Here is a 25,057-nt window from a genome sequence, read left to right as displayed (position 1 = left end):
GGAGCGGGCTTGCCCCGCGATGAGGCCAGCCCAGACAACCTCACTGCTTGATCGGGCCTCATCGCGGGGCAAGCCCGCTCCCACGGTTGCCATGCATGCAATCTCCACACAATCTCCACATTCCCTCCCTGAGGGCTCCACGCAGCGGGCAGACACTGGCTCCATCGCACACGGAGCCTCACCCATGAACAAGACCCTCGGATTCAAGCTCGGCACCATCGCCGTACTGATCCTGCTGTTGCTCATCCCGCTATTCATGATTGGCGGCCTCATCGACGAACGGCAGAGCCTGCGTGACGATGTGTTGCGCGATATCGCCCGCAGTTCCAGCTTCGAGCAGCAGATCAGCGGCCCGATGGTGGTAGTGCCCTACCGCAAGTACGAACGCCGCTGGATCGAAAAGGACGGCCAGAGCGTTCAGGAAACCTACACCCTCAATGGCAACCTGTACTTTCTGCCGGAAACCATGGATGCCGACATCGGCGTGGAGACCGAGCTGCGCGCCCGTGGCATTTACCAGGCCCGGCTGTTCCACGCCAAGGGCAGCATCAAGGGCCGTTTCAAGCTGCCCGAGCGCTGGGGCATCGACAAGGACTACGACGACTACCGCTTCGACAAGCCGTACCTGGTGGTGGGCATCAGCGATATCCGCGGCATCGAGAGCGGCCTGGAGCTGAAGTTCGACGACCAGCAACTGGCCTTCGAGGCCGGCACCGGATTGGACTGGATGCGCGCCGGCGTGCATGTGCCGCTGCCGCAGCTCGATGGCCAGCAGGCACGGGCCTTCGACTACGGCTTTGACATCGCCCTGCAGGGCACCGGCCAGCTGCATGTGCTGCCGGTGGGCCGCAGCAGCAGCGTGGCCATGCGCGCCAACTGGCCGCACCCCAGCTTCATCGGCAGCTACCTGCCGACCCGTCGCGATATCGACGACACCGGCTTCACCGCCCACTGGCAGACCTCGTTCTTTGCCACCAACCTGGAAGACGCCCTGGACCAGTGCGTCAGCCCGCAGACCTGCAACGTGTTCCTGGGCACCACCTTCGGCGTGAGCTTCGTCGACCCGGTGGACCAGTACCTCAAGAGCGAGCGGGCGATCAAGTATGCGCTGTTGTTCATCGCCCTGACCTTTGCCGGCTTCTTCCTGTTCGAGGTGCTCAAGGGCCTCAGCGTGCACCCGGTGCAATACATCCTGGTGGGCGTGGCCCTGGCGTTCTTCTACCTGTTGCTGCTGTCGCTGTCGGAGCACCTGGGCTTTGGCCTGGCCTATGGGCTGTCGGCGTCGGGATGTGTGCTGCTGATCGGCTTCTACCTGGCGCATGTACTGCGCAGCCTGGGGCGCGGGGTGGGCTTTGCGGCGGGGCTGGCGGCTCTGTACGGCATGCTCTATGGGCTGCTCAGCGCTGAGGACTATGCGCTGCTGATGGGCTCGCTGCTGTGCTTTGGTTTGCTTGGGGTGTTCATGGTGCTGACCCGCCGGCTGGACTGGTCGCGGGTGGGGAGGTTGGGATGAGGGAGGATAGAGAGGTGGGGCGGTGGTTGGCCGTTAAAATTGGAATGCTGTTTCCTGTAACACCGAGGTGAGGCCTTCGCGGGTAAACCCGCTCCCACAGGATCTGTACTGTACCTGTGGGAGCGGGTTTACCCGCGAAGAGGCCCTTCAGCCTTGCGGCGCAGTGGCTAGCATCGACGCCCGCTGGCTGACCTCGGCATACCACGCCGCCAACCCAGGCTGCTGCTCACGCCAGCCAAACTCCGGCTGGCGCAGATCCAGATACCCCAGCGCACAAGCCACGCCAATGGCCGCAAGGTCGAACCCCGAGGCCAGCTCCGCCAGGTGCTCCTGTTCAAGATTGGCCAGGCTGCGGCGAATCTTCTCGCTCTGGGCTTCGACCCAACCCGCCCACTGCTTGTCCGCCGGGCGCAGGAAGGTTTCATAGCGGGTACCCACCGCGGCATCCATGATCGCGTCAGCCTGGGAGGCCAGGGTCAGCCGGCGCCAGCGCGCCGAGCCCTCGCGGGGCAGCAGCGGGTTGCCGACGTGGCGGCTGTCGAGGTACTCGCAGATCACCCGGCTGTCATGCAGCACACTGCCATCGTCCAGGCGCAGGGCCGGGATCTTGCCGATCGGGTTGCCCTGGTTGAGCTGCTCGTCGCCGCTTACCGGGCTGATGTTCACGCCTTGCAGGGTGACGTCGCCCAGTTGCCCGGTCTCGTGCAGCACCACCATGACCTTGCGCACGAACGGCGACAACGGCGAATGGAACAGGATCATGGCTCAGTTACCTTGCAGGCTGGGTGGCAGGCACACGCCCAGGCCGCCGATGCCGCAATAGCCGTCGGGGTTCTTGGCCAGGTACTGCTGGTGGTAGGCCTCGGCGAAGTACACGGTCGGTGCCTGGGCGATCTCGGTGGTGATCTCGCCGAAGCCGGCCTTGCCCAGTTCGGCTTGGAAGGCTTCGCGGCTGGCCTTGGCTTCTTCGAGTTGCTGCGGCGAGGTGCAGTAGATGGCCGAGCGGTACTGGGTGCCGATGTCGTTGCCCTGGCGCATGCCCTGGGTCGGGTTGTGCAGCTCCCAGAACATCGCCAGCAGTTCGCGGTAGCTGACCTTGTTCTTGTCGAACACCACCAGCACCACTTCGGTGTGGCCGGTCAGGCCCGAGCAGACTTCTTCGTAGGTGGGGTTGGGGGTGAAGCCGCCGGCGTAGCCGACCACGGTGCTGACCACGCCTTCGCGCTGCCAGAAGCGGCGCTCGGCGCCCCAGAAGCAGCCCAGGGCGAAGATGGCGAAGTCGATGTCGCCTTCGAAGAACGGGCCGAGCAGCGGGGTGCCTTCGAACACGTAGTGGAACTCGGGCAGGGTCATCGGGGTTTCGCGGCCAGGCAGGGCCTGTTCTGCGGTGGGCAGGACGTTTTTGTTCACCAGGATTTCCGAACGCAGGGTCATGGCCGTTCCTCTGTGTTTTTTCAGTGGGATAGGTGTTGGCCCTATCGCGGGGCAAGCCCGCTCCCACGCCGATTGAGATTCTGGCGTGGGAGCGGGCTTGCCCCGCGATAGGGCCCGAATGGCTTCTATAGTGCCCGAGGTTTAGGCCGCTGTCAGGCCAGCGGCCCACGCGGATAGCGGCGCAGCTTTTCGGTCAACTCGCGCCCGGGAATCGGCCGGTCGAACAGGTAACCCTGGCCGACGTCGCAGCGGTGCCTGCGCAGGAACGCCAGCTGCTCCGGCGTCTCGATGCCCTCGGCGACCACTTTGAGCTTGAGGTTGTGGGCCATGGCCACCACCGCCGAGGTGATCTCCATGTCGTCCTGGTTGTCGGGGATCTCGTTGATGAAGCTGCGGTCGATCTTGATGATGTCGATCGGGAATTTCTTCAGGTAGCTCAGCGACGAGTAACCGGTGCCGAAGTCGTCCATGGCCAGGGTCAGGCCCAGGGCCTTGAGCTCGTCGAGCTGGCGGTGGGTGTCTTCGCTGGCTTCGAGCAGCAGGCCTTCGGTCAGCTCCAGCTCCAGCAGGTGAGGCGGCAGCGCCTCTTCCTTGATGATGCTGCCGATCGAGCTCACCAGCTCCGGGTCGGAGAACTGCTTGGGCGACAGGTTGATGGCCACGTGCAGGTTGCCCATGCCGGCCTCGCGCAGCTCCAGGCTCATGCGGCAGGCCTGGCGCACCACCCACTTGCCGATGGGGATGATCAGGCCGGTTTCTTCGGCCACGCTGATGAACTGGTCGGGGCGGATCATGCCGCGCTCCGGGTGGTTCCAGCGCAGCAGTGCCTCGAGCCCGAGCAGGCGGCCGCTGCGCAGGCACAGCTTGGGCTGGTAGAACACTTCCAGTTCGTTCTGGGTCAGCGCCCGGCGCAGGTTGTTCTCGACGAACAGCTTGTAGCTGGCCTCGGCATTGAGCACTTCGGTGAACACCTGCACCTGGTGCTTGCCGTTGGCCTTGGCCTTGTGCAGGGCCAGGCCTGCGTTCTTCATCAGGGTGGCCGGGTCGCTGCCGTGCAGCGGTGCGCAGGCCAGGCCCACGGAGGCGGTGACGTTGATCAGCTGGTTGTCGACGAACATCGGTTTGTCGAGGGTGCGCAGCAACTGGTGGGCCACGCCCTGGCCGTCTTCGAGGGAGGTGTCGTCGAGCAGCACGGCGAATTCGTTGCTGGCGAAGCGCGCCAGGCTGCCGCCGCTGCTCAGGCTGTTGCGCAGGCGCCGGGCCAGGCTGATCAGCAGCTTGTCGCCGGTCTGGTGGCCGAGGCTGTCGTTGATCCGCTTGAAGTTGTCGATGTCCACCAGCAGCAGGCAGATCGGGCTGCTGCTGTCGCGGGCGAAGCGCTCGTCGAGGTTGCGGATGAACGCCGGGCGGTTGCCCAGGTTGGTCAGGTTGTCGGTGTAGGCCAGGCGCTCGATGCGTTGTTGCGCCAGCTTGGTCTGGGTGACGTCTTCGTAGATGCCGATGTAGTGCGTCAGCTCGCGGTTGTCGCCGTACACCTTGGAGATCGACAGCTGGCCCCAGTAAGGCTCGAGGTTCTTGCGCCGGCTCTTGAACTCGCCCTGCCAGCTGTTGCCCATGGCCAGGCTGGAGGGGGAGTCGAACAGCAGCTCGCTCAGGTTTTCCAGCGCCGGCAGCTCGGCCAGGTGGTGGCCCTGGACTTCCTCGGTGCTGTATTGGGTGATGGCGGTGAAGCTGGGGTTCACGTACTCCACCACGCCGTCGCGGTTGACCAGCAGGAAGGCGCTGGCGCTCTGCTCCACGGCGCGCTGGAACAGGTGCAGCGCGCTGGCGGCGGTGCGCCGGTTGTGGTTGTTGATCACTTGCGCGAATTGGTCGGCCAGCTCGCCGGCAAAGGCGATCTCGTCCGACTGCCAGGCCCTTGGCCGGCCGGTCTGCTCCAGGCACAGCACCCCCACCACCTGGCCGTCGATGCGGATGCTGGCATCGAGCATGGCGTTGTCGTCGGTGGGGTAGAGCAGCTCGGCCATTTCGCGGGTGCGCGGGTCGTGGCTGGCGTTGTGGGCATCGATGGCGCGGCTGGCGTGCAGGGCTTCGAGGTAGTCGGGGAAGCGGCTGGCGTCGATCGGCGCGGGCAGGCGGTGCAGCCGCTCGTGGTGGTACCAAGCGCTGATCGGCTCCAGGCGTTGATCGTGCAGGTACCAGATGCTGGCGCAGTCGACCTTGTAGATCTCGCAGGCGCTCTGGGTGATCAGTTCGGCGGCTTCGAGCAGCGAGTTGCCGATGCTGTAGCGCTGGCGGGCCAGGCGCAGGATCAGGTCCTGTTGGGCACGCACCCGCTCCAGGTGTTCGAGCTGTTCCTGCTGGGCGCGCTGATTGAGCTGCAGGGCCAGTTGCAGGCGGTTGTTGCGGGACTCGAGATCGTTTGCGTCGAGATCTGGGGAGTCGTCTTGCTGGTCGTCCATCACCGTCAGGTAGCCACGCAGCAGCTGGCGGTTGTGCTGCTTGTAGCTTTCGCCCGCTTCCAGCAGGCGCAGCGGCGTGGGGCCGGCGTGCAGGGTATAGCGCACGCGGTAGTGGCCGCGTCGGGCCAGTTGCAGCTGGATCTCGTCGTGCAGTTTGTAGCGTGCCTCCGGCTCCATGAGGCTGGCGTAGGGCGAGCCGATCAAGGCGCAGAGTTCGGCGGCGGCCAGGCCGAATTGCCGCTCGCAGGCGGGGTCGACGTAGAGCATGGCCCAGCTGGCTTCGTTCAGCCGTTCGAAACGCAGCATGCCGAGCCGCGAGGGCACGGGGAGCTGCGTGACGACCTCGGCCGCCACTCGGCTGGCGGCATCGGGTTGGCTTTTCATCGAAGACTCGCTTGAACAGGGAGCGCCGCCTGGAACGCGGCGCATCGGGCAAGGTTGCATCATGTCCCGTGGGCTGGCAAGCGGCCATACGGGATGCTGTGTGCAGGTTGTCGGCAAAACAGATGAAATCTGAAGCAAGGCGCAGTTTTAAGCGTGGGAGCGGGCTTGCCCCGCGATTACCTATCCCCGGGCGCTACGATTGAGGGCTGGTATCGCAATCGCGGGGCAAGTCGCATCGGCGCACCGCCGCTCCCACGTTTCAGGTCGCTGAAACGCTTCGAACAGGCAAAAAAAGCCCCGCCAATTGGCGGGGTTGAGGTACGAGCGTGGCAGCTCGAAAGGGGTGCCTGCCTTCCCGAGGGAAGGCAGGCAAACAGCGGGTTACAGCAGCATGGTGCGGATGTCGCCCAGCACGTCGCCCAGGCGCTTGGTGAAGCGCGCGGCGGCGGCGCCGTTGATCACACGGTGATCGTAGGACAGCGACAGCGGCAGCATCAGCTTGGGCTGGAAGGCCTTGCCATCCCAGACCGGCTGCATGGTCGCCTTGGAGACGCCCAGGATAGCCACCTCAGGCGCGTTGACGATCGGCGTGAAGCCGGTGCCGCCAATGTGGCCGAGGCTGGAGATGGTGAAGCAGGCGCCCTGCATGTCGTCGGCCGAGAGCTTCTTGGTGCGGGCTTTTTCGGCCAGCGCCGCGGCTTCGGCAGCCAGTTGCAGCAGGCTCTTCTGGTCGACGTTCTTGATCACAGGGACCAGCAGGCCATCCGGGGTGTCCACGGCGAAGCCGATGTGCACGTACTTCTTGCGGATGATCGCCTTGCCGCTTGGCGCCAGCGAGCTGTTGAAGTCCGGCAGTTCCTTGAGCAGGAAGGCGCAGGCCTTGAGCAGCAGCGGCAGCACGGTCAGCTTGACGCCGGCTTTTTCGGCGACGGCTTTCTGCGCGACGCGGAAGGCTTCCAGCTCGGTGATGTCGGCCGAGTCGAACTGAGTGACGTGCGGCACGTTCAGCCAGCTGCGGTGCAGGTTGGCGGCGCCGACCTGCATCAGGCGGGTCAGGGCCACTTCTTCCACTTCACCGAACTTGCTGAAGTCCACGGCCGGGATCGGCGGGATGCCTGCACCACCGGTGGCACCGGCGGCTGGGGCTTCCTTGGCCTTCTGCATCATGGCCTTGACGTAAACCTGAACGTCTTCTTTCAGGATACGGCCGTGCGGGCCGGTGGCGGCGACCGCACCCAGGTCGACGCCGAATTCACGGGCCAGCTGACGAACAGCCGGGCCTGCGTGAACTTTGGCGTTGCTGCCGGCTGCCGGCGCGGTCGCGACCGGAGCAGGGGCGGCAGCAGGGGCCGGAGCAGCGGCTGGAGCGGCGGCCGGTGCAGGAGCGGCAGCCGGAGCAGCAGCGGCCGGAGCCGGTGCAGCAGCAGGGGCGGCGCCTGCGGCCTTGATCTTGAAGATCAGATCGCCAGTGCCGACTTCGTCTTCCAGCTTGCACAGCACGGCTTCGATCACGCCGGCGCTAGGCGACGGGATTTCCATGGAGGCCTTGTCGGACTCCAGGGTGATCAGCGACTGGTCGGCTTCGACGGTATCGCCGACCTTGACCAGCACTTCGATGATCTTGGCCTTGCCCGACGAGCCGATGTCCGGCACGTGGATGTCCTGCACGCTGGCAGCCACCGGGGCTGCTGCGGCTGGCGCGGCAGCAGGGGCGGCTTCGGCAGCCGGCGCCGGTGCGGCAGCCGGGGCAGCGGCGGCCGGAGCCTCGGGCGCCGAAGCGGCACCCTCGACTTCCAGTACCAGCAGCTCGTCGCCTTCTTTCAGGCGGTCGCCCAGCTTGACCTTCAGTTCCTTGACGATGCCGGCCTTGGGGGCCGGGATCTCCATGGAGGCCTTGTCGGACTCCAGGGTCAGCAGGCTCTGGTCGGCCTCGATACGGTCACCGACCTTGACGAACAGCTCGATGATTTCACCTTCACCGCTGCCGATGTCAGGTACGCGAATGAGTTCGCTCACTTAAAAATACTCCTCAGCAGTCCAGTGGGTTGCGCTTGTCCGGGTCGATGCCGAACTTGACGATGGCGTCAGCCACAACCTTGGGTTCGATCTCGCCACGGTCAGCCAGGGCTTCCAGGGCAGCCAGCACCACGAAGTGGCGGTCGACTTCGAAGAAGTGACGCAGCTTCTTGCGGCTGTCGCTGCGACCGTAACCGTCGGTACCCAGGACTTTGAATTCTTTGCTCGGTACCCACTGGCGAATCTGCTCGGCGAACAGCTTCATGTAGTCGGTGGAGGCGATGACCGGGCCTTTGCGACCGGCCAGGCACTCTTCCACGTAGGTGGTCTGAGGCTTCTGGCCTGGCTTGAGGCGGTTGGCGCGTTCCACGGCCAGGCCGTCTCGACGCAGTTCGTTGAAGCTGGTGACGCTCCACACGTCGGCACCGACGTTGAACTCTTCACGCAGGATCTTCGCCGCTTCGCGGACTTCGCGCAGGATGGTGCCGGAGCCCATCAGCTGTACGTGGTGCGCGGCTTCGCGGGTGTCTTCTTCCAGCAGGTACATGCCCTTGATGATGCCTTCCTCGACACCGGCCGGCATGGCTGGCTGCTGGTAGGATTCGTTCATCACGGTGATGTAGTAGAAGATGTCCTGTTGCTCTTCGGTCATCTTCTTCATGCCGTCCTGGATGATCACCGCCAGCTCGTAGCCGTAGGTCGGATCGTAGGTGCGGCAGTTCGGGATGGTGCCCGCCATCATGTGGCTGTGACCGTCTTCGTGCTGCAGGCCTTCACCGTTGAGGGTGGTACGGCCGGCGGTACCGCCGATCAGGAAGCCACGGGTGCGGCTGTCGCCAGCGGCCCAGGCCAGGTCGCCGATACGCTGGAAGCCGAACATCGAGTAGAAGATGTAGAACGGCAGCATCGGCTGGTTGTGGCAGCTGTACGAAGTACCGGCAGCGATGAACGACGACATGGCGCCGGCTTCGTTGATGCCTTCTTCGAGGATCTGGCCCTTCTTGTCCTCGCGGTAGAACATCACCTGGTCTTTATCGACTGGCTCGTAGAGCTGGCCGACCGACGAGTAGATGCCCAGCTGGCGGAACATGCCTTCCATACCGAAGGTACGGGCTTCGTCCGGGATGATCGGGACGATGCGCTGGCCGATTTCCTTGTCCTTGACCAGCTGCGCCAGGATGCGCACGAAGGCCATGGTGGTGGAGATTTCGCGGTCGCCCGAGCCGTCGAGGATCGCTTTCAGGGTTTCCAGCGGTGGGGTCGGCACGCTGAAGCTCTGGGCACGGCGCTGCGGCACGAAACCACCCAGGGCGGCGCGGCGCTCGGCCAGGTACTTGGCTTCGGCGGAACCTTCTTCCGGCTTGAAGAACGGCAGGTTCTCGAGGTCGGCATCCTTGACCGGGATGTCGAAGCGGTCACGGAAGTGACGCAGGCTGTCGACGTCGACCTTCTTGGTGTTGTGCGCGGTGTTCTTGGCTTCGCCGGCACCGGTGCCATAACCCTTGATGGTCTTGGCCAGGATGACGGTCGGCTGCTCTTTGTGGTTCACAGCCTGGTGGTAAGCCGCGTAGACCTTGTACGGGTCGTGGCCGCCACGGTTGAGCTTCCAGATCTCCTCGTCGGACAGGTCTTCGACCATGGCCTTGAGCTCTGGGGTGTTGAAGAAGTTCTCACGAACGTACGCGCCGTCTTTGGCTTTGTAGTTCTGGTACTCGCCGTCGATGACTTCGTCCATGCGGCGCTGCAGGGCACCGTTGGTGTCCTTGGCCAGCAGTGGGTCCCAGAAACGGCCCCAGACGACTTTGTTGACGTTCCAGCCACCGCCGCGGAACACGCCTTCGAGTTCCTGGATGATCTTGCCGTTGCCGCGAACCGGGCCGTCGAGGCGCTGCAGGTTGCAGTTGATGACGAAGATCAGGTTATCCAGCTTCTCGCGGCCGGCCAGGGCGATCGCGCCCAGGGATTCCGGCTCGTCGCACTCGCCGTCGCCCATGAAGCACCAGACCTTCTGCTTGCCGGCCGGGATGAAGCCACGGGCTTCCAGGTACTTCATGAAGCGTGCCTGGTAGATCGCCTGGATCGGGCCCAGGCCCATCGAAACGGTCGGGAACTGCCAGAAGTCAGGCATCAGCCATGGGTGCGGGTACGAAGACAGGCCGTTGCCGTCCACTTCCTGACGGAAGTTGTTCATCTGGTCTTCGCTGATGCGGCCTTCCATGAAGGCGCGGGCGTAGACGCCTGGCGAGGCGTGGCCCTGGAAGAAGATCAGGTCGCCGCCGTGTTCTTCGGTCGGGGCCTGGAAGAAGTAGTTGAAGCCGATGTCGTACAGCGTGGCGCTGGAGGCGAAGCTCGAGATGTGGCCACCCAGGTCCGAGTCTTTCAGGTTGGTGCGCATGACCATGGCCAGGGCGTTCCAACGCACCATCGAGCGAATGCGGCGTTCCATGAACAGGTCGCCAGGCATGCGTGCTTCGTGGGTGACAGGGATGGTGTTGCGGTACGGCGTGGTGATGGCATACGGCAGCTGCGAACCACTGCGGGTGGCCAGCTCGCCCATACGGGTCATCAGGTAATGAGCGCGGTCTTCGCCTTCTTTGTCGAGGACCGACTCCAGGGCATCCAGCCATTCCTGGGTTTCGATTGGATCGAGGTCTTGCATGGCTTGCTCCAGGGCGGAAAGGCCACCAGAATCGGGGGCCTGAGTTTGCGACTGGCCTTATGGGCAGACGTCGTGAATTCTTGGATTACCGGACAGTCATCCGGCGCGGTGTAGTTTTACTACAAATGCTTTCGGATTTCATGCTTTTGCACGGCATGGGTAGTAGTAAAACTACACAAATGCGACGGTTTGTCGCATCCCGGGTTGTGGGGAAAAACGTTCCCGTCGGTTGAATCTGTGTTCGAGTTAGGTGTTTGTTGATGTTTCTTACTAGAAATTCAGAATTTTCAGCTATTTCTAACTTTTGTATGACAGTCCAACCGTGGTCCGGCCCCCGTTCGACCGCTCCAACCCCTCTCTTTCACGCCGATCAAGGATAGACCATGCGCCTGCCTTTGCCGCTCGATCTGCCTGCCGCCCTGCAACCGCTGGTTGCCCGCAATCAACAGTTCCTGCGCGATGCGCTGGCCGGGCACCCTGGGCTGAACCCGGACGGCTGGAGCGCCGAGCAGCGACGGCAGTTCGACCAGGTGTGCGCAGCGAGTGACTTCGTGCTGGCCCAGGCCCAGCGCGACCCGGCCATGCTGTTCGGCTTGCTGCAAGGTGGCGAGCTCGATCGGCCCTATGCCCCCGGCGAGCTGCGCGGGCAGATCAACGCCGTAACCCAGGCCGCCCAGAGCGAGGACGAACTGGCGCGCAACCTGCGCCGTGAGCGCAACCGCCAGCAGCTGCGCATCATCTGGCGCGACATCACCCGCAGTGCGGCCCTGGGCGAAACCTGCCGCGACCTGTCCGACCTTGCCGATGCCTGTATAGATGAAGCCTATGCCTGGCTTTACCCGCGCCACTGCCAGCAGTTCGGCACGCCCATCGGCAACCGCAGCGGCGAAGTGCAGCACATGGTGGTGCTGGGCATGGGCAAACTGGGCGCGGTGGAGCTCAACCTGTCTTCCGACATCGATCTGATCTTCGCTTTCCCCGAAGGCGGCGAGACTACCGGGGTCAAGCGCTCGCTGGACAACCAGGAGTTCTTCACCCGCTTGGGCCAGCGCCTGATCAAGGCGCTCGACCCGGTCACTGTCGACGGCTTCGTGTTCCGCGTCGACATGCGCCTGCGCCCTTACGGTTCGGCTGGCTCGCTGGTGCTGAGCTTCAATGCGCTGGAGCAGTACTACCAGGACCAGGGCCGCGACTGGGAGCGCTACGCGATGATCAAGGCGCGGGTGGTTGCCGGCGACCAGGCGGCCGGCGCGCAGTTGCAGGAAATGCTGCGCCCGTTCGTGTACCGGCGTTACCTGGATTTCTCCGCCATCGAAGCGCTGCGCACCATGAAGCAGCTGATCCAGCAGGAAGTGCGGCGCAAAGGCATGGCCGACAACATCAAGCTCGGCGCCGGTGGCATCCGCGAGGTGGAGTTCATTGCCCAGGCCTTCCAGCTGATCCACGGCGGGCGCGACCTCAGCCTGCAGCAACGGCCCTTGCTCAAAGTGCTGGCGACCCTGGAGGGGCAGGGCTACCTGCCGCCGGCGGTGGTCGCCGAGCTGCGCGAGGGCTATGAGTTCCTGCGCTACACCGAACATGCGATCCAGGCCATCGCCGACCGCCAGACCCAGATGCTGCCGGATGACGACACCGACCGTGAGCGTATTGCCTACATGCTCGGCTTTGCCGACTGGGCCAGCTTCCACGCGCAACTGATGGAGTGGCGCGGGCGCATCGACTGGCACTTCCGCCAGGTGATCGCCGACCCCGATGAAGACGAAGCCGAAGGCGAGCTGGTGGTGGGCGGCGAATGGTCGCCGCTGTGGGAACAGGCCCAGGATGAAGAGGCGGCCTGTCGCCAACTCGAGGAAGCCGGCTTCAAACAGCCCGCCGATGCCCTGCGCCGCCTGACCGCCCTGCGCGTCAGCCCGTCGTTGCGCTCGATGCAGCGTATCGGCCGCGAACGCCTGGACGCCTTCATTCCGCGCCTGCTGGCCCAGGCCGTGGAGCACGACAACCCGGACCTGGTGCTGGAGCGCGTGCTGCCACTGGTCGAGGCCGTGGCCCGCCGTTCGGCCTACCTGGTGCTGCTCACCGAAAACCCCGGCGCCCTGCGCCGCCTGCTGACCCTGTGCGCGGCCAGCCCGTGGATCGCCGAGCAGATCGCCCGTTACCCCTTGCTGCTCGACGAACTGCTCAACGAAGGCCGCCTGTTCAGCCCGCCCCTGGCGCCGGAGCTGGCCGCCGAGCTGCGCGAGCGCCTGACCCGCATCCCCGAGGATGACCTTGAACAGCAGATGGAAGCGCTGCGCCACTTCAAGCTGGCCCACAGCCTGCGCGTGGCGGCGTCCGAGATCACCGGCAACCTGCCGTTGATGAAGGTCAGCGACTACCTGACCTGGCTGGCCGAAGCCATCCTCGACCAGGTGCTGGCCCTGGCCTGGCGCCAGACCGTCAGCCGCCATGGCCAGCCCAAGCGCAGTGACGGCAGCCTGTGTGACCCGGGCTTCATCATCGTCGGCTACGGCAAGGTCGGTGGCATCGAGCTGGGCCACGGCTCGGACCTGGACCTGGTGTTCATCCACGATGGCGACCCGCAGGCCGAGACCGATGGCGCCAAGCCCATCGACAGCGCGCAGTTCTTCACTCGCTTGGGCCAGCGCATCATTCACCTGCTGACCACCCAGACCAACTCCGGGCAGCTCTACGACGTCGACATGCGCCTGCGCCCGTCCGGCGCCTCGGGCCTTTTGGTCAGCTCGCTCGGCGCCTTCGAGCGCTACCAGCAGAACGAAGCCTGGACCTGGGAGCATCAAGCGCTGGTACGCGCCCGCGTGCTGGTAGGTTGCAAGCAGGTGGCGGCGGCGTTCGAGACGGTGCGCGCAGGGGTGCTGGGCAAGGCCCGCGACCTGGACAAACTGCGCGCCGAAGTGAGCGAGATGCGCGCCAAGATGCGCGACAACCTGGGCACCAAGGGCACCGCTGCAGGTACCGCGGGCAACGCCTTCGATGCCGGGCAACCCTTCGATATCAAGCAGGATGCCGGCGGTATCGTCGATATCGAATTTATGGTGCAATACGCCGCTTTGGCCTGGTCCCACGACCACGCGGCCATACTGCGCTGGACCGACAACATCCGCATCCTCGAAGAGCTGGAGCAGGCCGGGCTGATGCCCGCCGCCGACGCCGTGCTGCTGCGTGAGGTGTACAAGGCGTTCCGCGCGGCGTCGCACCGCCAGGCCTTGCAGAAGCAGGCCGGGGTGATCGATGCGGCGCAGTTCGTCGATGAGCGCCGCGAGGTGCGGCGGATCTGGGGTGAGTTGGGCCTGACTTGAGGCTGGTGCAGGCCCTGTGGGAGCGGGTTTACCCGCGAAGAATGCACCGCGGTGGTTGGCACGGGCTACGCCCGTGTTCGCGGGTAAACCCGCTCCCACAGGGGCCTCGACCACGACCGTGAGCCACCGGTGGTACACTGTCCGCCACATAGCCTGAATATAAAGAGGGGAGGCCAGGTTGTAACGCAGCCTGCAGCCTCCCCGAATGTTTCTGGATAAAGCATGAAAATACTGATCATTGGCCCCAGCTGGGTCGGCGACATGGTGATGGCGCAGACCTTGTTCCAGTGCCTGAAACAGCAGCACCCCGACTGCGTGATCGATGTGCTGGCCCCCGAGTGGAGCCGGCCGATCCTCGAGCGCATGCCCGAAGTGCGCCAGGCCTTGAGCTTCCCGCTCGGCCACGGCGCGCTGGAACTGGCTACCCGCCGGCGCATCGGCAAGTCGCTGGCCGGCCAGTACGACCAGGCGATCCTGCTGCCCAACTCGCTCAAGTCGGCGCTGGTGCCGTACTTCGCCGGCATCCCCAAGCGCACCGGCTGGCGCGGCGAAATGCGCTACCTGCTGCTCAACGACGTGCGCAAGCTGGACAAGGCGCGCTACCCGCTGATGATCGAGCGCTTCATGGCCCTGGCCTACGCACCGGGCACCGAACTGCCGCAACCTTACCCACGCCCCAGCCTGCAGATCGAGGCCCAGAGCCGCGACGCGGCCCTGGCCAAGTTCAACCTGCAACTGGATCGCCCGGTACTGGCCCTGTGCCCCGGCGCCGAGTTCGGCGAAGCCAAGCGCTGGCCGGCCGAGCATTACGCCGAAGTCGCCGATGCCATGATCCGCCAGGGCTGGCAGGTGTGGCTGTTCGGCTCGAAGAACGATCACCCGGTGGGCGAGCAGATTCGCGAGCGGCTGATCCCGGGCCTGCGTGAAGAGTCGTACAACCTGGCCGGCGAAACCTCGCTGGCCGAGGCCATCGACCTGATGTCCTGCGCCAATGCCGTGGTCTCCAACGACTCCGGCCTGATGCACGTGGCCGCGGCGTTGAACCGCCCGCTGGTGGCGGTGTACGGCTCGACTTCGCCGGGCTTCACCCCGCCGCTGGCCGAGCAGGTCGAGGTGGTGCGCACCGGCATCGAATGCAGCCCCTGCTTCGACCGCACCTGCCGCTTCGGCCACTACAATTGCCTGCGTCTGCTCGAGCCGGCCAAGGTGATTGCCGCCCTGCATAGCCTGGGCGGGCCGAACCTGATCGATAGCGTGGCAGAGGTCGACTGAGTGCGGGTCCTGATCATCAAGACGTCGTCCCTGGGCGACGTCATCCACACCCTCCCGGCGCTCACCGACGCCGCCCACGCCATCCCCGGCATCCGTTTCGACTGGGTGGTGGAAGAGGGCTTTGCCGAGATCCCCAGCTGGCACCCGGCGGTCGACCAGGTGATCCCGGTGGCCATCCGTCGCTGGCGCAAGAACCTCTGGCAGACCATCAAGAGCGGCGAGTTCAAGGCCTTCAAGCAACGCCTGCGCGAGCGTAAATACGACCTGGTGATCGACGCCCAGGGGCTGGTCAAATCGGCCTGGCTGACCCGCTACGTGAAAGCGCCGGTGGCCGGGCTCGACCGCTATTCGGCCCGTGAAGGCCTGGCCAGTCGCTTCTATGACCGGCGCCTGTCGGTCGCCGTCGGCCAGCACGCCGTCGAGCGCGTGCGCCAGCTGTTCGCCATGGCCCTGGCCTACGACCTGCCCGAGGGCCTGGGCAACTACGGCCTGGATCTCAACCGCCTGCAACTGCCGCCAGCGGCGCCCTACGTGGTGTTCCTGCATGGCACCACCTGGGCCACCAAGCACTGGCCGGAAGCCTACTGGCGCGAGCTGGCCGAGCGCATGGGCCGGCGCAAGCTGCAGGTGATGCTGCCGTGGGGCAACCCGGCGGAGAAGGCCCGCGCCGAGCGCATCGCCCAGGGCTTGAACAACTGCCAGGTACTGCCCAAGTTGAACCTGGTCGGCGTCGCCCGCGTGCTGGCGGCCGCCAAGGCCTGCGTGGCGGTCGATACCGGCCTGGGCCACTTGGCCGCTGCGCTGGATGTGCCGACCATTTCGCTGTTCGGCCCCACCAACCCTGGTTTGACCGGTGCCTACGGACGCGCCCAGATCCACCAGGCGAGCAACTTCTCCTGCGCCCCGTGCCTGCAGAAGAAGTGCACCTACAAACCGAGCGCCGAGGACCTGCGCCGGTTCGATCTCAAACGCGAGTGGCCGCTGTGCTTCACTCGCCTGAATCCCGAGCATGTAGCGGGCCGCTTGAGCGCGCTGCTGCTGGCTGAGGATGTTCGTTGATGCAACTGGCTTTCGTACTCTACAAATACTTCCCTTTTGGCGGGCTGCAGCGCGATTTCATGCGCATCGCCCTGGAGTGCCAGAAACGTGGCCACCAGATCCGCGTGTACACGCTGATCTGGGAAGGTGATGTTCCGCCGGGCTTCGAGGTGCTGGTGGCGCCGGTAAAAGCGCTGTTCAACCACCGGCGCAACGAGAAGCTCAGCGCCTGGATGGCGGCGGACCTGGCCAAGCGCCCGGTCGACCGCCTGATCGGCTTCAACAAGATGCCTGGGCTGGACGTGTACTACGCCGCCGACGGCTGCTTTGAGGACAAGGCCCAGACCCTGCGCGGCGGCCTGTACCGCCGCTGGGGCCGCTACCGCCATTTCGCCGAGTACGAGCGGGCGGTGTTCGCCAAGGATGCCCACACCGAGATCCTGATGATCTCCGAAGTGCAGCAGCCACTGTTCATCAAGCACTACGACACCCCCGAGGCACGCTTTCACCTGCTGCCGCCGGGGATCTCCCAGGACCGCCGCCGTCCGGCCGATGCCGACGCCATCCGCGCCGAGTTCCGCAAGGAGTTCGGCCTGGCCGACGACGAGCTGCTGCTGGTGCAGATCGGCTCGGGCTTCAAGACCAAGGGCGTGGACCGCAGCCTCAAGGCCCTGGCCGCGCTGCCTTCGGCCCTGCGCAAGCGCACCCGGCTTATGGTCATCGGCCAGGACGACCCCAAGGTGTTCCAGCTGCAGAGCGCCACCCTGGGCCTGGGCGAGCAGGTGCAGTTCCTCAAGGGCCGCAGCGATATTCCGCGCTTCCTGCTGGGGGCCGACCTGCTGATCCACCCGGCGTACAACGAAAACACCGGCACCGTGCTGCTCGAAGCGCTGGTCGCCGGGTTGCCGGTGCTGGTCTCGAAGGTGTGCGGCTACGCCCACTACATCGCCGAGGCCGACAGCGGCCTGGTGCTGGACGACCCCTTCGAGCAGGAGCAGCTCAACAGCTACCTGCAACGCATGCTCGAAGACGCCGAGGCCCGCGCGGCCTGGTCGCGCAATGGCGTGGCCTTTGCCGACAGCGCCGACCTGTACAGCATGCCGCAGCATGCCGCCGACGTGATCCTCGGCCAGGAGACCGCATGAAGCTGATACTGGCCGAACCGTTCAAGCGCCTGTGGGCCGGGCGCGACCCGTTCGAGGCCGTCGAGCAGCTGCAGGGCGAGGTGTACCGCGAGCTGGAAGGCCGCCGCACGCTGCGTACCGAGGTCGATGGCGAGGGCTTTTTCGTCAAGATCCACCGTGGCATCGGCTGGGGCGAGATCTTCAAGAACCTGTTCAGCGCCAAGCTGCCGGTGCTCGGCGCCGGCCAGGAATGGCGGGCCATCCAGCGCCTGCACGAGGTCGGTGTGCCGACCATGACCGCAGTCGCCTACGGCGAGCGCGGCAGTAACCCGGCCACCCAGCACTCGTTCATCGTCACCGAAGAGCTGGCGCCGACCGTCAGCCTGGAAGACTTCAGCCTCGACTGGGTCCGCCAGCCGCCCGAGCCACGGCTCAAGCGTGCGCTGATCGCCGAGGTGGCGAAGATGACCGGCGGCATGCACCGCGCCGGGGTCAACCACCGCGACTGCTACATCTGCCATTTCCTGCTGCACACCGACCGCCCGGTGACGGCGGATGACTTCAAACTGTCGGTGATCGACCTGCACCGGGCACAGACCCGGGCGACAATCACCCGGCGCTGGCGCGACAAGGACCTGGCCGCGCTGTACTTCTCGGCACTGGATATCGGCCTGACCCGTCGTGACAAGCTGCGCTTCCTGCGCGGCTACTTCCAGCGGCCATTGCGCGAAGTGCTCAAGGAGGAAGCCGCACTGCTGGCCTGGCTGCAAAGCAAGGCGCAGAAACTCTACGAACGCAAGCAACGCTATGGGGATGCGCTCTGATGGCGGGTTGGATACTGGCGCCGGGCTACGAATGGCTGGCGGCGGACTTCGGTAGCCTGGACACGGTATTCGCCCTGCAGGGCGAGCACCTGACCCGCGACCCGCTCAGCGAGGTCATCCGTGTGCAGCGCGACGGCGTCTGGTATTACGTCAAACGCTACACCGGTGCCGGCAAGCACATGCGTCGCTACCTGGGGCGCCCGCGGATCAAGGCCGAATGGCAGAACCTCAAGCAGTTCGCCAAATGGGGCATCCCCACCGCCGAGGTGGTTGCCTGGGGCCTGGAACGCAACGGCCTGGCCTTTGGCCGCGGGGCGATGATCACCCGCGAGCTGCCGAACACCGAGGACCTGTCGGCGTTGGCCGAGCGCAACGACCCACGGTTGAAGGATCGCGCCTGGGTCGACCATGTCAGCCGTCAGCTGGCCCGGCATACCCGCGAGATGCACGACCATCACTTCGCCCACAACGACCTGAAGTGGCGCAACCTGCTGGTGGACGACCAGGGCACGCTGTTCTTCATCGACTGCCCGACCGGCGATTTCTGGCGCGGCTTCATGCTCCGTCACCGGCTGATCAAGGACCTGGCGTGCCTGGACAAGGTCGCCAAATACCACCTGTCGGCGACCCAGCGCCTGCGCTTCTACCTGCAGTACCGCCGGCACGCGCGCCTGACTGCCCGCGACAAGCGGCGCATCCGCCAGGTGCTGAGCTTTTTCGAGGGAAGGGAATGACCGATTACCTGGCCAGCGCCGACCAGGCGCTGCTCAAGCGCCATGGCCTGAGCGATTTCGAAGCACTGTGGGCCCTGCAGCTGGACGCCGTGGACGAGCCCAACACCGGCCGTGGCGGCTGGAGCAGCGTGTTCCGCCTGGAGCTGGAGGGCAAGGGCTACTACCTCAAGCGCCAGTGCGACTACTTGACCCGCAGCCTGCAACGGCCGTTTGGCGAACCGACCTTCGCCCGGGAATTTCGCAACATCAGCCGCTACCAGAAGCTGGAAATCCCGGCGTTGCAGGCGGTTTTCTTCGGCGAGCGCAAGCAGGCCGGCCAGCACCGGGCGATCCTGATGACCCGCGCGCTGGACGACTGGAGCGACCTTGAGCGTTTGCTGGAGCAATGGCCGCAGCTGCCCGAGGGGCAGCGCCGGGGCATCCTGCAGGCTTGCGGCCAGCTGGCCCGCACCCTGCACGGCGCCGGGCAGATGCATGGCTGTTTCTACCCCAAGCACATCTTCCTGCGCGAGCGCCGCGAAGGCTGGCAGGCGCAGCTGATCGACCTGGAGAAGACCCGCCCGCTGCTGTTCGGTCAGCGCGACCGGGTCAAGGACCTGGAGCCGCTGTTGCGTCGCGCCCGTGCCTGGAGCGAGGCGGACGTGCGCGAACTGCTCGGTGCCTACCTGCAACAGCCGGTGGACAGCGCCCAGGTGAATGCCTGGCTGCAACGCCTGACGCAACGCCGTCGCCATAAAGAGGCCCGCTGATGCAACTGTCCGAATTGAAGGGCCTCGGGCGCAGCCCGTCGTTGCCGCTGACCGTCACCCTCGCCGATGCTGCGGGCAAAGCCGACCTGCAACTGCTCAGCCTGCTGCGCGTGCTGCCCGGCCAGCGCTATGTCGGCGCCGGTATCTGGCGCGGCACCCCGGTGCTGGCCAAGTTGCTGGTGGGTGGTAACGCCGCTCGGCATTTCCAGCGTGAGCTCGATGGCGTGCGCCTTTTGGCCGAACAAGGCCTGACCACGCCGCAATTGTTGGCCGATGGCCTGAAGGACGGCGAGGGCGGCTGGTTGCTGTTCGAGTTCCTCGATCACGCCGAAAGCCTGGCCGACGCCTGGGCCGCCGTTGAGCATCTGCCGATGCTCGCCGACGAGCAGCACGCGGTGCTGGGCGAGGCGCTCACGGCAGTGGCGCAGATGCACGCCAAGGGCCTGTGGCAGGAAGACCTGCACCTGGACAACCTGCTGCGCCAGGCCGGCCGGGTGTACCTGATCGATGGCGCTGGCATCAAGGCCGAAACGCCTGGCCAGCAACTGTCGCGTCAGCGTGTGCTGGAAAACCTCGGGGTGCTGTTCGCCCAGTTGCCCAAGCGCCTGGAACCGTTCATCGAAGAGGCGCTGGTGCATTATGTGATGGCCAACGCCGAGCACGCGCTGCCGCTCGAAGCCCTGCAGAAGCAGGTGGACAAAGTGCGCAACTGGCGCCTGAAGGATTACCTGGAGAAGGCCGGGCGCGAGTGCACGCTGTTCAGCGTCGCGCGCACCCTGTCGGGCTTGCGCGCGGTGCGTCGCCCAGAGGCCGAGGCACTGCTGCCGGTGCTGGAGCAGGCCGATGCGCTGATCGACCAGGGCCACCTGTACAAGACCGGCGGTGCGGCGAGCGTCGCGCGGATCGAGGTCGGCGGGCGCACGCTGGTGCTCAAACGCTACAACATCAAGAACACCGCGCACTGGTTCAAGCGCTTCTGGCGCCCGAGCCGAGCCTGGCATTCGTGGATCGAGGGCCACCGCCTGGAATTTCTCGAAATCGCCACGCCGCGCCCGCTGGCAGTGCTGGAAACCCGCACCCTGGGCCTGCGCAACCGCGCCTACCTGCTGACCGAGTATGTCGAGGGGCCGGACCTGACCGCGTGCTTTGCGCCGTTCGTGGACAGCGGCGAGGCGCCGGATGAGCAGGTCGAGGCGCTGGTGCAGCTGATGCAGCAGCTGATCCGCGAACGCATCAGCCACGGTGACTTCAAGGGCCACAACCTGTTCTGGGACAACGGCCGCTGGTCGCTGATCGACCTCGACGCCATGTGCCAGCACGCCACCCAGCTCAGCTTCGCCCCGGCATTCGGCCGTGACCGCGCGCGCCTGCTGCGCAACTGGCCGCGCAGCAGTGCGCTGTATCAGCGGCTGGACAAGGTGTTACCGCGTTTGACGGAACACTGATCGTGGGAGCGGGCTTGCCCCGCGAACACCGGCTTAGCCGGTGCCATCCAATGTGCTGGCAGCATCGCGGGTCAAGCCCGCTCCCACGTCAAGCCCGCTCCCACGATCAAGTCCGTCGCCAGAACCCGCTCAGGCCCAGCACGGCCGAAGCCCCCAGGCCGATCCAGGCCAAGCTGTCCCAGATCCCATCCCCGAGCAGCGCGGCGAACAACCCGACGACACTCAGCAACGCCACCAATGCCGGCCAGGCGAAGATTCGCCCGGTGCTTTGCGAGTTGTGGCTCATGCCCGCGCCTCCTTCGGTTTGCGCTGCTTGCCCCACCACAGGTACAGGCCACTGCCGAGCACGATGATGGTCAGCACGTCGAGCACGGCCCAGAGGATCTGCATCGGCCGCCCGCCGTAGTCACCGAAATGCAGCGGCTGCGACAGGCCCATGGCGTCCATGTACCACGGGCGCTCGCCGACGGCGGTCACCTGCAGCGTGCGGGCGTCGATCAGCACTGGGGTGAACAGGTGCGAGGTCAGCGGCGTGGCGCCATTCATGAACACCGCGTAGTGGTGCTCGCTGGAAAAGCGTGTGCCGGGGAAAGCGATGAAGTCCGGGCGCATGCCGGGTGCGGCCTGTTCGGCGATGCGCAGCAGGTCCGTGGCAGGTGCGCGCTCGGTGAGGGGCGGCGCATCGCGGTAGGGCGCGACCATGGCCGCCAGGCTGTCGTTGCGCCAGGCGGCGATGACCAGGTCGGACAGCGCGCTGATCACCCCGGTGACGCCCACCACCAGCGCCCAGCTGAGGGTGACCACGCCGATCAGGTTGTGCAGGTCGAGCCAGCGCAGCCGTGATGATTTTTCGTGGCGCACGGTGGCGAACTTCAGGCGGCGCATGAACGGCGCGTAGAGCACGGTGCCGGAGATGATCGCCAGCACGAACAGCACGCCCATGAAGGCCAGCAGCAACTTGCCCGGCAGCCCGGCGAGCATGTCCACGTGCAGGCGCAGCATGAGCATCATGAAGCCGCCGTTGGCCGCAGGCATGGCCACCGCCTCGCCGGTGCGGGCGTCGAGCATGAAGGTGTGCGAGTCGTTCGGGTCGGTGCCGGCGGTAGCGGCGGTGATCGCCACCACGCCGTTGGGTTCGTCCTTCTCGTAGCCGAAGTACTGCATCACCTCGCCGGGGCGGTGCTGCTCGGCCTTGAGCACCAGTTGCTGCAGGTCCAGGTGCGGGGTGCCCGGGGGCATTTCACGCAATTCGGGGGCTTCGCCCAGCAGGTGCTCGATTTCGTGGTGGAAGATCAGGGGCAGGCCGGTGAGGGCGAGCAGGAGCAGGAAGAGGGTGCAGATGAGGCTGGTCCAGGTGTGGATCGTTGACCAGCGGCGGATGGTTTGGCTTTTCATCACGGTTGAGCCTTTTGTCTCTATGTAACGCAATCGCGGGGCAAGCCCGCTCCCACGCAGGTGTTTTCATGCGTGGGAGCGGGCTTGCCCCGCGATGGCCATTACCACTTATAGGTGGCGCTGGCGACGACGCTGCGCTGGTCGCCGTAGTAGCAGTAGAAGCTGTCGCAGGTGGAGATGTAGTCCTTGTCGAACAGGTTGCTGGCGTTGAGCGCCACCGACGCGCCCTTGAGGCTGTTGTCCAGGCGGCCGAGGTCGTAGTGCACCGAGGCGTCGAACACCGTGTAGGCGTCGGCCTTGCCCAGCCAGGTGTTGCCCTGGTCGCCATAGGTATTGCCGGTGTAGCGCGCGCCGGCACCGATGCCGAAGCCATCGAGCACGCCGCTGTGCCAGGTGTAGTCGGCCCACAGCGAGGCTTGCTGGTTCGGCATCAGCTGCAGGCGGTTGCCTTTGTACTGGCCATCCTGCACTTCGGACTTGGCCAGGGTGTAGGCGGCGATCACCTTGAGGTTTTCGGTCACGTCCGAGGTGGCTTCCAGCTCGAGGCCGCGCACCTTCACTTCGCCGGTCTGGCTGGTGACCGGCACCGCGCCGACGAAGCTGGTGACCGAGACGTTCTTCTGGGTCAGGTCATACACCGCTGCGCTGAGCAGGGTATTGGAGCCGGGTGGCTGGTACTTGATGCCCAGTTCCCACTGCTGGCCTTCGGTTGGCTTGAGCGAGTTGGTCGAGGTGACGTCGGCCTTGCTGGTGGGCTGGAACGACTCGGCGTACGACAGGTAGGGCACGAAGCCCGAGTCGAACACGTAGCTGATCGCCGCGTTGCCGCTGAACTTGCGGTTGAGCTGGCTGTTGTCGGTGTCGTCCTTGATGAAGTGGGTATCGGTCTTCACCCAGTCCTGGCGCCCACCCAGGGTCAGGCGCCAGTTGTCCAGGGCCATCTGGTCCTGGATGTACAGGCCGGTCTGGCGGGTTTTCTGGTCGTAGTCGTAGAACGCGTCGGAACGTGGCGGGCGGGTGATGGGCGCGCCGGTCACCGGGTTGTTCACATTGATGTTGGTTGCGGCGCCGAAGATCGCCGTGTAGTTGTTGTTCATGCGCTGGTGGTCCAGGCCGAGCAACAGGGTATGGCTGACGGCGCCCGTGTCGAAGTCGCCCTGCAGGTTGTTGTCGACGGCGAACTGGCTGATGTCCTCGTCGACGTTGGTGGTACCGCGGCCGGTGTTGCCTTCGTCGTCCACGACAAAGCCAAAGGCGGCGAAGGCCGGGTTGTAGCTGCGCACGGTGACGGTCTGGAACGACAGGTCCGACTTGGTGTAGCGCATGTTCTGGCGGAACTGCCAGACATCGTTGATGCGGTGTTCGAACGCATAACCCAGCGCGTAGTAGGTGCGGTCGTAGAAGTCGTAGTCCGGATCGCCGAGGTTCTTGTGGTGGGAGATATCACCGAACGGCATCGAGATCTTGGTGCCCTGGATCGGGTAGAACTGGCTGGTGACGCCGGTGTCGTCACGGGTGAACTGGCTGAGGAAGGTCAGCTTGGTGTCGTCGTCGATGTTCCAGGTCAGGCTCGGCGCGATGTTGTAGCGCTTGTTCTCGATGTGGTCGATCTGCGTGTCGCTGTCGCGCACCACACCGCTGACGCCATAGAGGAACTGGCCCTGGTCGTCGATCTTGCCAGTGCTGGCGAAGTTGATCTGGCGATGGTTGTCGCTGCCGTACTGCACCTGGATCTCGTGGGCACTTTCGGCTTGCGGGCGGCGGCTGACCATGTCCAGCAGGCCGCCGGGCGGGGTCTGGCCATACACCGACGAAGCCGGGCCGCGCAGCAGGGCCAGGCGGTCGAGGTTCCAGGTTTCGGCTTTTGGGTTGGCGTAGACGCCGCGGGGCAGCGGCAGGCCATCGAGGAATTGGGTCGGCTCGAAGCCGCGCACCAGCATCCAGTCATAGCGGGTGTCACTGCCGTAGCTGGCGGAGACGATGCCCGGCATGTATTTCACGGCGTCGTCGAGGCTGTGCACGCCGCGGTCGTTCATCTGCTGGCGGGTGGCAACGGAGATCGAACGCGGAGCTTCCACCAGGGCGGTGTCGGTCTTGGTGCCGGCGGCGGTGCGCTTGGCAAGGTAACCGTCCACCGGGCCCCAGGCGCTTTCGCTGTCGCTGGCGGCGTTCACGGTGGTTTCCGGCAGGGCCAGGGCACTGTCGGGGACGGCCGCCAGGCTGTAGCTGCCGGCGCTGCTCTGTTGCAGTTGCAGCCCGGTGCCGCGCAGGGCAGCCTGCAGGGCGCCGAGGGCGTCGTACTGGCCGTTGACCGGGGCCGAGGTACGGCCGCTGACCAGTGCCGGGTCCAGGGCCAGGGTGATACCGGCCTGGCTGGCGATCTGGTTCAGGGTGCTGGCCAGCGGTGCGCCGGGCAGCGCATAGGTGCGCAGGGCCGACTGTTCGGCAGCGAACAGGGCAGGGCTGGCCAACGGGGCGGCCAGGCCGATGGCCAGGGCCATCAGGCTGGGGCGAAGCAAGGTATCAACAGCGCGGGACATGCGGCGGCTCCTCGACGGATAAGTGCTATCTGCTTCCTTGCCGAGTGAGTTTTGAAAAGTGACAGGGGGCTTTGAAAAAAAACCTCAACGGGCCATCGCGGGGCAAGCCCGCTCCCACGCGATGAACCTCAAGGCCGCTCCTGCAGGGGTT

At 65.5% G+C, this 25,057-nt stretch carries 17 protein-coding genes; 9 read left to right on the top strand and 8 right to left on the bottom strand.

Annotated elements, in window-relative coordinates; translation table 11 throughout:
* Positions 1 to 184: 184 nt before the first annotated feature.
* Positions 185 to 1,513 (top strand): cell envelope integrity protein CreD, encoded by a 1,329-nt coding sequence (creD, locus tag F6X61_RS07470; RefSeq protein ID WP_153786053.1) that lies wholly within the window; start codon positions 185 to 187, stop codon positions 1,511 to 1,513.
* Between the two features lie 147 nt (positions 1,514 to 1,660).
* On the opposite strand, the gene F6X61_RS07465 is transcribed toward creD, so the two are convergent.
* The 5 genes from F6X61_RS07465 to aceE all read right to left on the bottom strand — a co-directional run bounded on the left by F6X61_RS07465 (position 1,661) and on the right by aceE (position 10,468).
* The gene (locus F6X61_RS07465) at positions 1,661 to 2,275 is read right to left on the bottom strand and encodes a glutathione S-transferase (protein WP_153786052.1); all 615 of its coding nucleotides are present in this window, start codon (positions 2,273 to 2,275) and stop codon (positions 1,661 to 1,663) included.
* A gap of 3 nt (positions 2,276 to 2,278) precedes the next feature.
* Positions 2,279 to 2,947, bottom strand: coding sequence for a peptide-methionine (S)-S-oxide reductase MsrA (gene msrA / locus F6X61_RS07460; RefSeq protein ID WP_153786051.1), 669 nt, complete (start codon positions 2,945 to 2,947; stop codon positions 2,279 to 2,281).
* A 152-nt stretch (positions 2,948 to 3,099) separates the two neighbouring features.
* The gene (locus tag F6X61_RS07455) at positions 3,100 to 5,793 is read right to left on the bottom strand and encodes a bifunctional diguanylate cyclase/phosphodiesterase (RefSeq protein ID WP_153786050.1); all 2,694 of its coding nucleotides are present in this window, start codon (positions 5,791 to 5,793) and stop codon (positions 3,100 to 3,102) included.
* Between the two features lie 381 nt (positions 5,794 to 6,174).
* Complete coding sequence (aceF, locus tag F6X61_RS07450) at positions 6,175 to 7,809, bottom strand: dihydrolipoyllysine-residue acetyltransferase (protein ID WP_153786049.1); 1,635 nt, start codon at positions 7,807 to 7,809, stop codon at positions 6,175 to 6,177.
* Between the two features lie 13 nt (positions 7,810 to 7,822).
* A complete protein-coding gene (gene aceE / locus F6X61_RS07445; protein ID WP_153786048.1) occupies positions 7,823 to 10,468 on the bottom strand; it encodes a pyruvate dehydrogenase (acetyl-transferring), homodimeric type in 2,646 nt (881 codons plus the stop codon).
* A 383-nt stretch (positions 10,469 to 10,851) separates the two neighbouring features.
* Between aceE and glnE the strand changes: the two genes are divergently transcribed.
* The 8 genes from glnE (at position 10,852) to F6X61_RS07405 (ending at position 20,971) form a co-directional block, all read left to right on the top strand.
* On the top strand, positions 10,852 to 13,785 hold the full coding sequence (gene glnE, locus F6X61_RS07440) for a bifunctional [glutamate--ammonia ligase]-adenylyl-L-tyrosine phosphorylase/[glutamate--ammonia-ligase] adenylyltransferase (protein WP_153786047.1): 2,934 nt from the start codon (positions 10,852 to 10,854) through the stop codon (positions 13,783 to 13,785).
* 222 nt (positions 13,786 to 14,007) lie between these two features.
* Positions 14,008 to 15,057, top strand: coding sequence for a lipopolysaccharide heptosyltransferase II (gene waaF / locus F6X61_RS07435; RefSeq protein ID WP_153786046.1), 1,050 nt, complete (start codon positions 14,008 to 14,010; stop codon positions 15,055 to 15,057).
* Positions 15,058 to 16,116 carry a lipopolysaccharide heptosyltransferase I gene (waaC, locus tag F6X61_RS07430; protein ID WP_153786045.1) on the top strand — a complete coding sequence of 353 codons (1,059 nt, stop codon included), beginning with the start codon at positions 15,058 to 15,060 and terminating at the stop codon, positions 16,114 to 16,116. It abuts the gene before it with no gap.
* A complete protein-coding gene (locus tag F6X61_RS07425; protein ID WP_153786044.1) occupies positions 16,116 to 17,240 on the top strand; it encodes a glycosyltransferase family 4 protein in 1,125 nt (374 codons plus the stop codon). The genes waaC and F6X61_RS07425 overlap by 1 nt, the downstream gene beginning before the upstream one ends.
* A complete protein-coding gene (gene rfaP, locus F6X61_RS07420) occupies positions 17,237 to 18,043 on the top strand; it encodes a lipopolysaccharide core heptose(I) kinase RfaP (protein ID WP_153786043.1) in 807 nt (268 codons plus the stop codon). The genes F6X61_RS07425 and rfaP overlap by 4 nt, the downstream gene beginning before the upstream one ends.
* Positions 18,043 to 18,777 carry a lipopolysaccharide kinase InaA family protein gene (locus tag F6X61_RS07415; protein ID WP_153786042.1) on the top strand — a complete coding sequence of 245 codons (735 nt, stop codon included), beginning with the start codon at positions 18,043 to 18,045 and terminating at the stop codon, positions 18,775 to 18,777. The genes rfaP and F6X61_RS07415 overlap by 1 nt, the downstream gene beginning before the upstream one ends.
* Positions 18,774 to 19,526 (top strand): lipopolysaccharide kinase InaA family protein, encoded by a 753-nt coding sequence (locus F6X61_RS07410; RefSeq protein WP_153786041.1) that lies wholly within the window; start codon positions 18,774 to 18,776, stop codon positions 19,524 to 19,526. Before F6X61_RS07415 ends, F6X61_RS07410 begins: the two co-directional genes overlap by 4 nt.
* Complete coding sequence (locus F6X61_RS07405; protein ID WP_153786040.1) at positions 19,526 to 20,971, top strand: lipopolysaccharide kinase InaA family protein; 1,446 nt, start codon at positions 19,526 to 19,528, stop codon at positions 20,969 to 20,971. Before F6X61_RS07410 ends, F6X61_RS07405 begins: the two co-directional genes overlap by 1 nt.
* Positions 20,972 to 21,077: 106 nt before the next feature.
* On the opposite strand, the gene F6X61_RS07400 is transcribed toward F6X61_RS07405, so the two are convergent.
* The 3 genes from F6X61_RS07400 to F6X61_RS07390 all read right to left on the bottom strand — a co-directional run bounded on the left by F6X61_RS07400 (position 21,078) and on the right by F6X61_RS07390 (position 24,906).
* Positions 21,078 to 21,257 carry a hypothetical protein gene (locus F6X61_RS07400; protein WP_153786039.1) on the bottom strand — a complete coding sequence of 60 codons (180 nt, stop codon included), beginning with the start codon at positions 21,255 to 21,257 and terminating at the stop codon, positions 21,078 to 21,080.
* The gene (locus F6X61_RS07395) at positions 21,254 to 22,366 is read right to left on the bottom strand and encodes a PepSY domain-containing protein (protein WP_153786038.1); all 1,113 of its coding nucleotides are present in this window, start codon (positions 22,364 to 22,366) and stop codon (positions 21,254 to 21,256) included. Before F6X61_RS07395 ends, F6X61_RS07400 begins: the two co-directional genes overlap by 4 nt.
* Positions 22,367 to 22,467: 101 nt before the next feature.
* The gene (locus F6X61_RS07390; protein ID WP_153786037.1) at positions 22,468 to 24,906 is read right to left on the bottom strand and encodes a TonB-dependent siderophore receptor; all 2,439 of its coding nucleotides are present in this window, start codon (positions 24,904 to 24,906) and stop codon (positions 22,468 to 22,470) included.
* Between the last annotated feature and the right edge of the window lie 151 nt (positions 24,907 to 25,057).

It is taken from the genome of Pseudomonas sp. EMN2 (genome assembly GCF_009650555.1).
Lineage (GTDB): Bacteria > Pseudomonadota > Gammaproteobacteria > Pseudomonadales > Pseudomonadaceae > Aquipseudomonas > Aquipseudomonas sichuanensis.
Note: the sequence above shows the minus strand (reverse complement) of the source record. Positions and strands in the feature narration are given on the sequence as shown.